Genomic DNA, 14,031 nt, shown 5'->3' with positions numbered 1-14,031 from the left:
AATGTTAAGTAAAATAAAATTAAATAGGGTATGTCATAAAAAGCTGTATATTAATAAGGTAATTATATAGTACGTGAAAGGCCGGCACATATGATATCCAGCTTCCCGCCTTTTAATTCCATAAAACATTTAAATTTTAACAACTTGATGATTAATATGATTGAACAAAAAAGCCAATCACAAGAACTCCTGGAGAGGAGAAAAAATATTGTAGCCAACGGGGTTGGTGTTTTCAATACAGCCACAGTCAAAGAAGCTAAAGGTGCCATTATAACCGATGTAGATGGCCGTGAACTTATAGATTTTGCCGGAGGAATAGGAGTAGTCAATGCAGGGCATTGCCCTGAGCCGGTGGTTGAAGCTATTCGTGAACAGGCCGGTAAATATCTGCACACCAGTTTTAATGTGGTGACCTATGAACCTTATATAAAACTTTGTGAAGAGTTGGCCGAGATCCTTCCGCATGGCGAAAAGACAAAAGCTATGCTTATAAGTACCGGGGCAGAAGCGGTGGAAAATGCGATAAAGATCGCCAGGCAGGCTACAAAAAGACCTGCTGTAATATGTTTCACAGAAGCTTATCATGGGCGCACCCTAATGGCGATGAGTCTCACCAGTAAGGTGAATTACAAATTTTCTTCGGGCCCTTTCGCGCCAGAAGTTTACCGTATCCCTTTTCCTAATTTCTATAAATACAGCGGGACACAGGAGATGGAGGATTTTGTAGATACTGAGCTCAACCGTCTCCGGGAAAGCGCCCACAGCATGGTGGATATAAATAGCGTGGCCGCTATCATCATTGAACCCATCCAGGGAGAGGGCGGATTTAATCCCGTTCCGCAAAGATATCTGGAAGGATTGCGTTCCTTTTGTGATGAAAACGGTGTTTTGCTGATCATGGATGAAATCCAGAGTGGTTTTTGCCGTACCGGCCATTGGGCCAGCTGGCAGCATTATAAGGTGCAGCCAGATATAAGCACCTATGCGAAATCCTTGGGATCTGGTTTACCTATAGCAGCTGTTCTTGGCAGGGCAGAAATAATGGATGCGGCGGGTCCCGGGACAATTGGAGGCACCTATATAGGTAGTCCCGTTTGTTGCGCGGCTGCGTTGGCAACTATTCAGTACATGAAAGATATCAACCTGAATGAACGGGCAGTGCAGATTGGTGAAATAGTTACTGACCGCATGAGAAAACTTCAGAAAGAAAACTCTGGGATTGGAGATGTACGCGGGATAGGTGCGATGATAGGAATTGAATTTGTGAAGGATAATGACCCCGGGAAACCAAACACCGAACTTTGTGCTAAAATTGTAAAAGGATGTGCAGAAGATGGTCTTATCCTCTTAAGTGCGGGAACTTTTAAAAATGTGATAAGGATCCTCTCGCCCCTGGTAATCACAGATGAGCAATTAAATAAAGGGCTTGACATTCTTGTAAATCAGATCAAAAAAAACACTTAAAAATTTAGCTAAAAGAAGTTGCGAGGGTTCTGGAGGGGATAGTCGTGAAATTTCCCGTGGCCGAAATTCGAACCTAATTATAGTAAACAGCATAAGTAATAAACAATAGAAATAATGAATCCATTCGCAATAGCAGGAATACAAATGAAAGTGTCAGCGGTCGCTCCCAACGTGGAGATGATGAAGTTGAAACTAAATATTACAATGAGCCTTTATCCATGGGTAGATATGGTGGTGTTTAGCGAGTTGTGTGGCTATGGTCCATTAACCCATACCGCGCAGGAAATTCCTGGGGAATTTGAACAGGAAATGCAAAAAATGGCCAAAAAGCATAATATCTGGTTGCTTCCGGGTTCAATATTTGAAAAAAGCGAAGGTAAAATTTATAACACGGCCACAGTCATAAATCCTGAAGGGGAAGTAGTAACACGTTATAGAAAAATGTTTCCTTTTTATCCCTATGAAGTTGGGGTTACCCCAGGATCTGAATTTTGTGTTTTCGATGTGCCCGGTGTGGCTAAATTTGGCTTGTCCATATGCTACGATATGTGGTTTCCTGAAACCGTACGTACCCTAACGGTAATGGGGGCCGAAGTGATTTTGCATCCAACGATGACCGGTACTATAGACAGGGAAATAGAACTCTCTATAGTAAGAGCGATGGCTGCGGTAAATCAATGCTACTTTTTTGATGTAAATGGATTAGAATCTGGAGGAAGCGGAAGGTCTATTGTTTGTGGTCCAGATGGGCGGGTGATCTATCAGGCACAGGGAAATGAAGAAATTTTTCCACTGGAATTGAATATAGACAGGGTGAGAAGAAGCAGGGAGCTTGGAGTGCTTAGACTTGGACAACCTTTAAAGAGTTTCAGGGATCATATAGGTCAGTTTGGGATATATCAACACGGGGCGCAGTTGCCGTATCTTAATTCCTTGGGGCCCCTTATAAAACCAACCAAACTGGATACGCTGGCGAAATTGAAAATGCAGGAAAACGAATATGAGCCACCTGTAAATCCTACAGGTTATAAAGGATTTAATGAACTATAAAAAGAAGAAAAACTATGGGCGGAACAACATCGAAGAAAAAAAAGAAAGAAACCATCAAAGACTTTATCAGCTGGTTTGAGATCCCGGCGATCAATTTTCAGCAATCGGTTGATTTCTATAACGAGATTTTCAATATGGAGATGGAAAAAAATTTTGATGATAATTATGCCATGGCATTTTTCCCGGTAAATGATGGGATAGGCGGGGCCATAGTTAAAGGTCCTGGTTCCACACCCAGCGACACGGGTCCTTTGTTGTACCTCAATGGCGGTAAAGATTTAAACCATATCCTGGAAAAGGTGGAACCGGCTGGGGGAAGAATCGTAATGCCTAAAACCTTCATCAATAAAGAGTCAGGGTATTTTGCCATTTTCATCGATTCTGAAGGAAATAAACTCGCATTGCACTCAAATAAATAAAATAATTTATGACAGAGAATAAATCGGTTAGTTCATATCATTATAATGTTGCCCAGCTTCGGTTGGAGTCCTGGAATACTTTAAAGAGTGAGTCCGCAAAACTTGAAAACTATAAAAGAGGGTCTTCAGAAGAAAAATACCTTCAGAAAAACCTTCGTAGTTTATTAAAAGATATTGAAGTTATAGAAAGCTATTTTGCATTCCCCGGGATATTGCGTTTACGATCACTTAACGAAATGCTGGACAGGCAGGAACATACTGCATTGACCAATAAAATAGCTGAAATCACTAAACATCTGGTAAGTGACAGGTATAGAAGCAACCCTGATTTAATGGAAGATGACGATCAGGGTGTTGAAACTTCAGAAAGGGGAGAGCTTCCCGAGGGTGTTAAGAAGAATTATTTCGAAGTATTATTTGTAGAGGATATTTCATTTCAGGAGGAATGCAAACTCCGTAACGATCTGAAGGATCTTAGGGGAGCCAATGAACAGTTCAATTATGGGATTGTGGTGCAGCGATCTTTTGAAGATGCCTTGATTGCTTTGCATTTCAATTATAATATTCAGGCGGTGGTGGTGCGCTATGCCCCTCCTTATCATTCAAAAAAAATAACCCCTACTTTAAAACCATTTATTCAGAATGTTTTAAAACTTGATCTGGCCTCCACACCTCAAACTGAATTGGGTCCTATTTTAGGGAATCTTGTAAAAAAGTTCAGGCCTGAACTTGATACTTATTATGTTACAGATACGGCACTTGGAAAGCTGAAGGATAGTACCTTAAAAAGTTTTAGAAGAATCTTTTACAGGACTGAAGATCTTCAGGAATTACACCTTACTATTTTAAGGGGAATTAGTGAGCGTTATGAAACCCCGTTTTTTTCAGCCTTGAAAGAATATAGTAAAAAACCTACCGGTATTTTTCATGCGATGCCTATTTCCAGGGGTAATTCGATTTTTAAATCAAGATGGATCAATGATTTTGGTAATTTCTACGGAAGAAATATGTTTTTGGCAGAAACTTCTTCCACCACCGGTGGTTTGGATTCCTTGCTTCAGCCTACAGGATCTTTAAAAAAAGCACAGAAGATGGCCAGCGATGCCTATGGCTCCCAGAATACATTTTTTGTAACCAATGGAACTTCAACAGCTAACAAAATTGTTGTACAGGCCCTGGTAAAACCCGGGGATGTGATCCTGATTGATAGGGATTGCCATAAGTCACATCACTACGGATTGGTTTTGGCAGGAGCTTATCCCGTTTATCTGGACTCCTATCCTATAGAAGAATATTCCATGTACGGCGCAGTTCCGCTGGAACAGATAAAAGAAAAGTTACTTCATTTGAAAGAGGCAGGAAGATTAGATCTTGTAAAAATGCTGCTACTTACCAATTGTACTTTTGACGGACTGGTTTACAATGTGGAAAAAGTTATGCAGGAAATTCTCGCTATAAAGCCAGATATGGTCTTTTTGTGGGATGAGGCATGGTTTGCGTTTGCAGGATTCACCTATAATTATAAGCAAAGAACGGGAATGTTCGTAGCTCAAAAGTTGTATGAAAAATACCGAAGCAATGCTTATAAGGAAGAGTATGATGCGCATATCAAAAATCTTAAGAAAGGCGAAATACCAAGCCTTCCAGATCCAGATAAAGTGAGAATAAGGGTGTATTCTACCCAGAGCACCCATAAAACGCTAAGCAGCTTCCGTCAGGGTTCCATGATACATATTTGGGACGAAGATTTCCGAAGAAAGAGCGAAAATACATTTATGGAAGCCTATATGACGCATACTTCCACCTCACCAAACTACCAAATGCTGGCTTCGTTGGATGCCGGCAGGAGACAGGTGCAGTTTGAAGGCTATGAGCTAGTGGAAAAAAGTATAGAAATGGCCATGGTGCTTCGGGCAAAAATAAATGATCATCCAAGGCTCAATAAATATTTTGATGTATTGACGGTGAGTGATTTTATTCCGAAGAAACATAGAAAATCGGGACTTTCAGAATATTATAATCCGAAAGAAGGCTGGAAAAGAATGGAAACAGCCTGGGAAAAAGATGAATTTGTACTGGATCCTACTAAAATTACGCTGCATGTAGGCCGTACCGGTGTTGATGGGGATACCTTCAAAAATAAATACCTGATGGATAAATTTAATATCCAGATAAATAAAACCTCCAGAAATACGGTCTTATTTATGACCAATATTGGTACTACCAGGGGAAGCGTCACCTATCTCACCAATGCCTTGCTTAAGATTGCAGATGAACTGGATAAGGAACAACGTTCCCTTAGTTCTAAAGAAACCAAGCTCCACCAGGACAGGATTTGTTCTTTAACCAAGGATTTTCCCCCATTACCTGATTTTAGTTATTTCCACCATTCTTTCCAGGCAGTGCCGGGAGTGCCGGGAGGAAATATCCGGGAGGCATTTTTCCTAGCCTATAACGAGGAGAATTATGAGTATATGCCATTAACAGAATGTTTGCCTTCTATGGAAAACGAAAGGATCCTGGTGGCATCATCCTTTATCATTCCTTATCCACCGGGATTTCCGGTTCTTGTTCCCGGGCAGGTAGTCAGTAAAGAAATCATTGAGTTTTTAACCGTATTGGATGTTTCAGAAATCCACGGTTACCGGGCTGATCTTGGATTACGAATTTTTAAAGATAACGTTCTAAACAGGCAAAAAACCGTCACCTCTATGGGTGCGATGGGAACTAATAAAAAAAAGAAATTAACTAAATAAAACCAGCATTATGGATTCTAAAAAACCAAAAAACCCTAAATCTAAAGGGACACAAGATAAAAAAGCTAAATCTCCAATAAAAACAGGGACAGACAGAACGAAAGTTCCAATTAGGGGAAAGGCAGAAAAAGGCAAAAAACAGACCACCTCAAATAAAGCAGAAAAAACCAAATCAAAACCTGCTGCAAAAAAAACTGTAGCAAAGGCTAAACCTTCGGCGGCTTCAAATAAGGCTAAAGGCCAACGAAAAGCCGGAAAAACTTCTTCTCCTGAATTAAAAGGAGTTTCAGATATCCGCAGGTCTTTTCATAAAAATGAGGAACCCTTATATTTTATTAGCGCTACCAATTTTAATCTTTTGGGAGCAGATGAATGGATCAAGGGTTTTAAATTCATCACGTATATTGAATGTTTTGACGGATTGCATCCAAATGTATTCTCTCCAAAACAGGAAATTCCGCATGATGACTTTGAAGGAATTGAAGATATTAATAATTACCTGTTGCAACATCCTGAAGTACAGGATTACCTTAAAACAAGATCTGTAGATGGCAGGCCGGGAAAAGCCATGTTCCTCATGTTTAATGAAGAAACAGAAAGACTGGCCGAAAAATTAGGCCTTGAGATCATGTTCCCCAGTGCTGAAATGAGGACTTTCCTGGATAATAAGGTAAACACAAATAGAATTGCGGAAAGGGCAGGAGTCGCTTGTGTTCCTTATGTTCTTTCAAAAGTGAAGGATTATAAACACCTTTCAGAAGTTTCCAAAAAACTAGGGAAGGAACTGGTAATTCAAACTCCGTTTGGCGATTCTGGCCATACTACCTTTTTTATTTCCAATGAGAAAGAATATAAGAAATACGCTGAAGAGATTGAGGCTGAAGATGAGGTGAAAATTATGAAGCGTATTCGCTGCAGGGGATCTGCAATTGAAGCTTGTGTTACCCGTCATGGAACAATCGTCGCCCCACTGATGACAGAACTGGTAGGTTTTAAAGAACTAACCCCGTATGAAGGTGGTTGGTGTGGGAACGAGATCTATCCAGATGCCTTTACGCCGGAATTAAGGCAGAAAGCAATCGAGAATACCCAGCTTTTTGGAAATCAGTTAAGAGAAGAAGGTTACAAAGGATATTTTGAACTGGATTTTCTTATAGATCAGGATAATGGCGAAATTTATCTGGGAGAATTGAATCCACGGGTGACAGGAGCCAGTTCTATTACAAACCATGCTGTCTTTGCGCTTGCAGATGCACCTTTATTTGTTTTCCATATCCTTGAATGGATGAATATTGAGTATGAATTAGACATAGAGGCGATTAACCAGCGCTGGTCAAAACAGGAAAATCTGGATGGCTGGAGCCAGCTAATTATTAAACATACCGACGATACCGTAGAATATGTCACTCAGGCGCCAAAATCGGGAATCTGGAGAATGTACGATACCGGCCACATTCAGTTTGATAGAATGGACACACATCGTAGGGCTGTAGAAAATGAAAATGAAGCTTTTTTTTTAAGGATCTCTAAAAAAGGGGATTATTTATATGAGGGAGCAGATATGGGTATCCTGGTAACCAGAGGCCGTATGATGACAGATGATTTTGAACTTAACAATAGATCCAAGCACTGGATCAAGGCCATCCGTTCACAATATAAATCTGAAATGGTTGAAGATAAGAAGAAGCCAAACCTGTCGGGAACTTTAACGAAATAAATTTTTATTTTAACAGCCCACACTGAAAATTGGAACTACTTTGCCCCACCTGTTTTTTATGACAGGTGGGAAAAAGAGCTATGAAAGATTAATAAGAACAATTTATGCAACTACATTTTAATGCAGTTTCCGAACCCAGCGTTCCAGGAAAGAAATGGCAAAAACTATATAATACCCATTGGGAAGCTTATAAAGCCTGGCTCAATTCAAAAGGGAAAGCTTATGAGCCTGATTTAAAAACCTCACAGGCAGCACTCAAAAAATATATGCCCGAAATGTGGCCCACCTACAAACGTCTCTGTAAACTGGCAAATGCAGATGAGGTAGCTGCACGTTTTTTAGCCGGTTTTCAGCCGCCGGCTTATATAAGTGCCTGTTCTAATGCGGTACTTTCTGGCGAGGAGATTCAATTGGTGAGAAATTATGACTATCACCCTAATCTTATGGAAGGCACACAACTATTAAGTGCATGGAATGGAAAGAAAGTGATCGGTACCAGTGATTGCCTTGTAGGGTTAGTTGATGGAATGAATGAAGATGGGCTCGCTATTTCCCTGACATTTGGCGGAAGGAAAGAGGTTGGTGAAGGTTTTGGGATTCCATTTATCCTAAGGTATGTGCTTGAATTTTGCAGTAATGTGGAAGAAGCCGTGGCCGCTTTAATCCGTATTCCTTCCCACATGTCTTACAATGTTACTGTTGTAGACAAAACGGGAGCTTTTAAAACCGTGCAGCTTGCGCCAGATAAAGAACCTGTAGTTACCGATGCTGCTTTTACCACCAATTATCAGGGAACTATTGACTGGCCAGAGAATGCTGCTTTTAATCAAACGCTGAAACGTTCTGCTTTTTTAGAGAAAATGCTGGCTAAAAAAGATATGAATGCTGCTAAAATCGCCGATTCTTTCCTTAAAAAACCACTTTACAATACATTATTTAAAGAAGGCTTTGGAACCTTGTTTACAGCGGTTTATCGGCCGGTAGAAGGTATCGTGGAAATGCGCTGGCCCAATGAAAAAGTGAGTCAGACTTTTGAAGCTTTTGAAGAGCAGTACAAATTGATCAATTTTGAGCAGGATTCAGCCATGCTTGCGGAATTATTCAAACAGGACAAAAGTGTGGTTGAAAATAACCCTTCCGCAGAAAAATGGGGGCAAAAAGAAAATTCAGCTTCTGTAAAATGGCAGGAAACCCTTTCTGATACCCTAATAAATGCAATGGCACACGCAAATCCTTCTGCAGATAAAGAACAACTGGAACAACTACGTGGAGAATTAATGCACCGGGGAGAAGTTTCCTGGGAAGTGCTGGCCGATTTCTGGTCTAAAATGGGAACCGGCTACGGAACTACGTGGAATAATTAAATAGTTTACAATTAAGGTAGTCTAAATTTTGACTGAATCTCCTTAACGCAACCTAATTGACGTCACCCTGAACTAGTTTCAGGGTCTCATCAAATTAATCTATTTCTTGTATCAGGATAAGATGCTGAAACAAGTTCAGCATGACTTAAGCCTAAATGAGATTTAATTCCAAGTATTCAAAATGATGCGTGGCAATCTTTTATATATCAAATAAACAAATGGAATTTTATAGCGTTAATCCATACAATGGAGAGCAGGTAGGCAAATACCAGGCAATTACCAGTGATGAACTGGATGAAAAATTGAATAAATCGCAAGAGGCTTTTAAATCCTGGAGCAGAAAACCGCTCTCGTATCGTACAGGATTGATTAAAAAAGCTGGTCAGGTGCTTCGGGATAATGTTGAAGAGTATGCGCAGATGATCACTTCTGAAATGGGAAAACCAATTTCAGAATCCAGGGCCGAAGTAAATAAATGTGCCTGGGTTTGTGATTATTATGCTGAAAATGCCGAAGCTTTTCTTGCTCCCAAAGAAGTAAAAACCGATGCTTCGCAGAGTTTTGTGAGACACGATCCAATTGGAACTGTGTATGCCATTATGCCTTGGAATTTTCCATTCTGGCAGGTCTTTAGATTTGCGGCTCCCACTTTAACTGCTGGGAATACAGGCCTATTAAAACATGCTCCGAATGTTTTTGGATGCGCAAAACAAATTGAAGAAGTATTTACCAAAGCCGGGTTTCCCGAGGGCGTATTTCAAAATTTGATTGTTCACCACGATCAAACAGAAAAGATCATAGCTCATGATGCCGTAAAGGCAATAACTCTCACCGGAAGTGAAATGGCAGGCTCTGCTGTGGCACAAATAGCTGGAAAATATATCAAAAAAAGCTTACTGGAACTCGGAGGAAATAATTCTTTCATTGTTTTGGAGGATGCCGATGTAGATCAGGCTGTGAAAACTGCCGTTTCCGCAAGAATGTTGAATTGTGGACAGAGCTGTATCGCGGCAAAACGTTTTATTTTGCTGGAATCTATTCACGATGAATTCGTGTCAAAATTTACAGAGGCCGTAAGCAAATTAAAATCTGGAGATACAAAAGATGATGCTACTCAGGTAGGACCTTTGGCAAGGAAAGATCTAGCTGATCAGCTAAATAGACAGGTAAAAGATTCAATTTCCCAGGGAGCGACTTTACTTATTGGGGGTAATCAGAATAATTGTTTTCATGAACCTACGATCCTGGGAAATGTTAGACCTGGAATGACTGCTTTTGATGAAGAAACTTTTGGTCCTTTAGCAGCAATTATTAAAGCTAAAGATGTTGATGAAGCCTTTGCCTTATCTGAAAATTCAAAATATGGACTTGGGGTTAGTATTTTCACTAAGGACACGGCGAAAGCTGTGAAATATGCCTCATGGGTTACTGATGGTGCCTACTTTGTTAATGAATTAGTAAAATCTGATCCCAGATTGCCTTTTGGGGGGAACAAACGATCTGGTTACGGCAGGGAATTGGCTAAAGATGGAATGATGGAATTTGTGAATAAAAAGGTGGTTTATGTGAAAGCTGAGAATTGAGATGTTAGATGTGAGAATTGAGAAGTTCAAAGTAAAAAAGTGAAAAGTGAGGAGGAAGCTAGAGGTTGGAAGCTGGAAATTTCAAAGTTGATGTCACTGCGAGCGTATGCAGTAATGCGTGACAGTCTCTTTTTTCATAGTTTTTAAGCATGAGATTGCTTCGCTTCGTTGCACTCCGCTCGCAATGAACGTTTAATAAGTGAAAAGTGAAAACAACTCTCAACTCCCAACTCTGAACTGCGAACTGCCAACTGCGACTGCGACTGCTCACTGATAATTGGTCATTGTAGAGAATAGTCGTACTTTTACGACCAATTTTTGAAAAATTAAAAAAGAAACAATTATGAGTACATATGATGTTGCAGTTATAGGATCTGGACCCGGTGGATATGTAGCCGCCATTCGTTGCGCCCAGCTGGGAATGAAAACTGCAATCATAGAGAAATATTCCACGCTGGGTGGAACCTGCCTTAATGTTGGATGTATACCAAGTAAGGCACTTTTAGATTCTTCCCATCACTATGATGACGCGATCAGGCATTTCGAAGAACATGGAATTGAAATTCCCGGAGAGGTGAAGTTGAATCTTGAAAAAATGATGGAACGTAAATCTTCAGTGGTAAGCCAGACTTGCGACGGAGTGAAGTTCCTGATGGACAAAAATAAAATAGATGTGATCGAGGGTGTTGGATCTTTTAAGGATAAAACCCACATCAACATCGAGAAAGATGGGAAAACTCAAACCATCGAAGCTAAAAAAACTATTATCGCTACAGGTTCTAAACCTGCAAATCTTCCTTTTATTGATCTTGATAAGGAAAGAGTGATCACTTCTACTGAAGCTTTAAAACTTAAAGAAGTGCCTAAACATATGATCGTTATTGGTGGGGGGGTTATTGGTCTTGAACTAGGGCAGGTTTATCGTCGTCTTGGCGCTGAAGTGACTGTAGTGGAATTCCTTGATAGAATTATCCCAACAATGGATAGCGCGCTTTCAAAAGAACTTCAGAAAGTATTGAAGAAACAGGGAATTAAGTTCCATACCAGCACTAAAGTGAAGTCGGTTGAAAGAAACGGAGATGAGATCATCGTAAAAGCTGATGATAAAAAAGATAAGGAGATCGAACTTAAAGGTGATTACTGCCTTGTTTCGGTTGGTCGTCGTCCTTATACTGATGGATTGAATGCAGATGCCGCCGGAGTAGAAATTGATGAAAGGGGGATGGTGAAAGTAAACGAGCATCTTCAAACCAATATCGATAACATTTATGCTATTGGAGACGTAATTCGCGGAGCTATGTTAGCGCATAAAGCTGAAGAAGAAGGTACTTTTGTAGCCGAAACCATGGCCGGACAAAAGCCACATATCAATTATAATTTAATTCCGGGAGTCGTTTACACCTGGCCTGAAGTTGCCGCGGTTGGAAAAACTGAAGAGCAATTGAAGGAAGAAGGGGTAAAGTATAAGGAAGGAAAGTTCCCGATGCGCGCCTTGGGTCGATCCAGAGCCAGCGGAGATATTGATGGTTTAATTAAGATTCTTGCTGATGAGAAGACCGATGAGGTGCTTGGAGTACATATGATTGGCGCCCGTACTGCCGATCTTATTGCTGAAGCAGTTACCGCCATGGAATTTAGAGCATCTGCCGAGGATATCGCGAGAATGAGCCATGCGCATCCCACCTATGCCGAGGCGGTTAAAGAAGCTGCCTTAGCGGCTACAGAGAATAGGGCTTTGCATATTTAATAAGTTTGAAAGTTCTAAAGTTAGAAAGTTGAAGTCACAGCCTGAAAATTAAATTCAGGCTGTTTTTTATTGAAATTTTTCCAGCCTTTTTAGAACCTCTTCTTTAAAACTTCGGCTAATGGGAATAGATTTATTTTGAATGATCACTTCTTCACTGGAATAGGATTCAATTCGATCTATAGCGATGATAAATGAGCGATGAATTCTTAGAAATTTTGTGGATGGAAGTTTTGTTTCAATAGAGGAAATGGTTTCTCTGGTTACTTTTGTACCGTCGAGGTTTTCAATTTTCAGGTAATCACTCAGGCTTTCAATCCAAAGGATTTTATCGAAATCGATTTTATGCATTTTCCGGTCGATCTTTACAAAGATAAATTCTGAAGGAGAATCTGGTAATTTAGCATCAGATTTTATTTCAACATGGTTTTGGTAGAAATTATTTACGGCATCAAGTAATCTTTCAAAGGAAATAGGTTTTAAAAGATAATCTACGGCATGAAGATCGAAACCTTCAATGGCATATTCCCGATAAGCTGTGGTGAAAATAATTTTTATTTTCTTGCTGATTGATTTCGCAAAAGAGATGCCTGTAATCCCTGGCATGTTGATATCTAAAAAAATCAAATCAATTTTGGAACGGGTTATATTATTAAAAGCTTCGGTGGCATTTCTACATCTGCCCACAATTTCTATTTTTTCAATTTTTGATAGATGATTTTCCAGAATATCCAAAGCAACCGGTTCATCATCTACAATTAAACATTTAATTTTATCAGGCATCGGTTGGGATTTTTGCGGTATTTAATTTCAGAAAAACTTTGAATAGATCTTCAGTATCTTCAACTTTCAATTCATATTTATCGGCATAAAGAATGTCCAGTCTTCGCTTTATATTTTCAAGACCAATTCCCTCAGCTGTATTAATTTCAGAATTGTCCTGAATGGAATTTTCAATGTGGAAAGAAAGCATTTCAGCATCTAATTTTAGATTGATTGCAATGCTGAGTTTTCCGTCAATGCTTTTACCGTGCTTGAAACTATTTTCAACAAAAGGTAAAAGAAGCATAGGTGCAAGCATTGTACTTTCTGGAATTGGATCACAGTTAAATTCAATGTCTAAAGCATCCTGAAAACGTTTTTTTTCAAGGTTGATATAGTTTTTTATGTGGTTGATCTCATCCTCCAATTTCACCAAAGGCTTTTTGGTTTGATACAAAATATAATCCAGCAAATCTGAAAGCTGAAGGATCATCTCCGGTGTTTTCTCACTTTGCATGATGCTTAAACCGTAAATAGTATTCAGTGTATTAAAAAGAAAATGGGGATGGATTTGCATTTTTAGATACTGAAGTTCCTGTTCCTTCAGTTTTAATTGGGCTTCCAAAATACGGTTTTTCAATTCATCATTTTTAGCTGCTGAAGAATAGTTGTATTTCAACAAACTAAACGCTGAACCAATCACTCCCACCAGGTAAATAGTGATCATGATGAAAAAAAGACTTTTGGAAAGGGGGAAATTGTCCTCCCAATCTAAATTCAGGATAATTACAAGTCCATAAAATGCCGAAAAAATGATAAATACCGATGAAATGATGAAGGTATAAAGGCTGTAAAGGCCAAATTCAAGATAGCGTTTGGGTAGCAGGTAATTAGGAATGAGATAATAGATAAAAGTGTAGGTGGTTGCGATAGTTACCGGTAAAAAGAACGCTGAAAAAGCTATCTGATTCCATAATGTTGAACCTTCCATCCCAAAAAAGAAACTGAAAAGCAATAAGATACAAATCCAGAAGAATACATGGATTAAAACACGTTTGCCAAAGAGGGTAAAAAATTTTCGCAGCTTCATTAAACCATAAAAATGCAACTAAAATTTAAGGCTGGAAAGTTTTTTGCGGCAGATTGCTGGTTTAGAAAGACAGATAGCATAA

10 protein-coding genes are annotated in these 14,031 nt (G+C 39.6%); 8 read left to right on the top strand and 2 right to left on the bottom strand.

Annotation, left to right across the window (positions count from 1 at the left end):
• The first annotated feature begins 156 nt into the window (after positions 1-156).
• From gabT to lpdA, 8 genes are all read left to right on the top strand, one after another.
• Positions 157-1,464: a 4-aminobutyrate--2-oxoglutarate transaminase gene (gene gabT, locus DHD80_RS06455; protein WP_251740336.1), complete on the top strand. Its 1,308-nt coding sequence runs from the start codon at positions 157-159 to the stop codon at positions 1,462-1,464.
• 114 nt (positions 1,465-1,578) lie between these two features.
• A complete protein-coding gene (locus DHD80_RS06450; RefSeq protein ID WP_251740335.1) occupies positions 1,579-2,514 on the top strand; it encodes a carbon-nitrogen hydrolase family protein in 936 nt (311 codons plus the stop codon).
• Between the two features lie 14 nt (positions 2,515-2,528).
• The gene (locus DHD80_RS06445; protein ID WP_251740334.1) at positions 2,529-2,933 is read left to right on the top strand and encodes a VOC family protein; all 405 of its coding nucleotides are present in this window, start codon (positions 2,529-2,531) and stop codon (positions 2,931-2,933) included.
• An 8-nt stretch (positions 2,934-2,941) separates the two neighbouring features.
• A complete protein-coding gene (locus tag DHD80_RS06440) occupies positions 2,942-5,689 on the top strand; it encodes an aminotransferase class I/II-fold pyridoxal phosphate-dependent enzyme (RefSeq protein ID WP_251740333.1) in 2,748 nt (915 codons plus the stop codon).
• Positions 5,690-5,699: 10 nt separating this feature from the next.
• Complete coding sequence (locus DHD80_RS06435; protein WP_251740332.1) at positions 5,700-7,406, top strand: biotin carboxylase; 1,707 nt, start codon at positions 5,700-5,702, stop codon at positions 7,404-7,406.
• Between the two features lie 104 nt (positions 7,407-7,510).
• Positions 7,511-8,770, top strand: a complete 1,260-nt coding sequence (locus tag DHD80_RS06430) for a C45 family peptidase (RefSeq protein ID WP_251740331.1) — start codon at positions 7,511-7,513, stop codon at positions 8,768-8,770.
• 218 nt (positions 8,771-8,988) lie between these two features.
• Positions 8,989-10,353, top strand: a complete 1,365-nt coding sequence (locus DHD80_RS06425; RefSeq protein ID WP_251740330.1) for an NAD-dependent succinate-semialdehyde dehydrogenase — start codon at positions 8,989-8,991, stop codon at positions 10,351-10,353.
• A gap of 343 nt (positions 10,354-10,696) precedes the next feature.
• Positions 10,697-12,100, top strand: a complete 1,404-nt coding sequence (gene lpdA / locus DHD80_RS06420) for a dihydrolipoyl dehydrogenase (RefSeq protein WP_251740329.1) — start codon at positions 10,697-10,699, stop codon at positions 12,098-12,100.
• Positions 12,101-12,166: 66 nt separating this feature from the next.
• Here lpdA and DHD80_RS06415 read toward each other — a convergent pair whose 3' ends face one another.
• Both DHD80_RS06415 and DHD80_RS06410 read right to left on the bottom strand, forming a co-directional pair.
• Entirely contained in the window at positions 12,167-12,880 is a 714-nt protein-coding gene (locus DHD80_RS06415) for a LytTR family DNA-binding domain-containing protein (RefSeq protein ID WP_251740328.1), read from the bottom strand.
• Positions 12,873-13,949, bottom strand: a complete 1,077-nt coding sequence (locus DHD80_RS06410; RefSeq protein WP_251740327.1) for a histidine kinase — start codon at positions 13,947-13,949, stop codon at positions 12,873-12,875. The genes DHD80_RS06415 and DHD80_RS06410 overlap by 8 nt, the downstream gene beginning before the upstream one ends.
• Between the last annotated feature and the right edge of the window lie 82 nt (positions 13,950-14,031).

It is taken from the genome of Gramella sp. AN32, assembly GCF_023718305.1.
Lineage (GTDB): Bacteria > Bacteroidota > Bacteroidia > Flavobacteriales > Flavobacteriaceae > Christiangramia > Christiangramia antarctica.
Note: the sequence above shows the minus strand (reverse complement) of the source record. Positions and strands in the feature narration are given on the sequence as shown.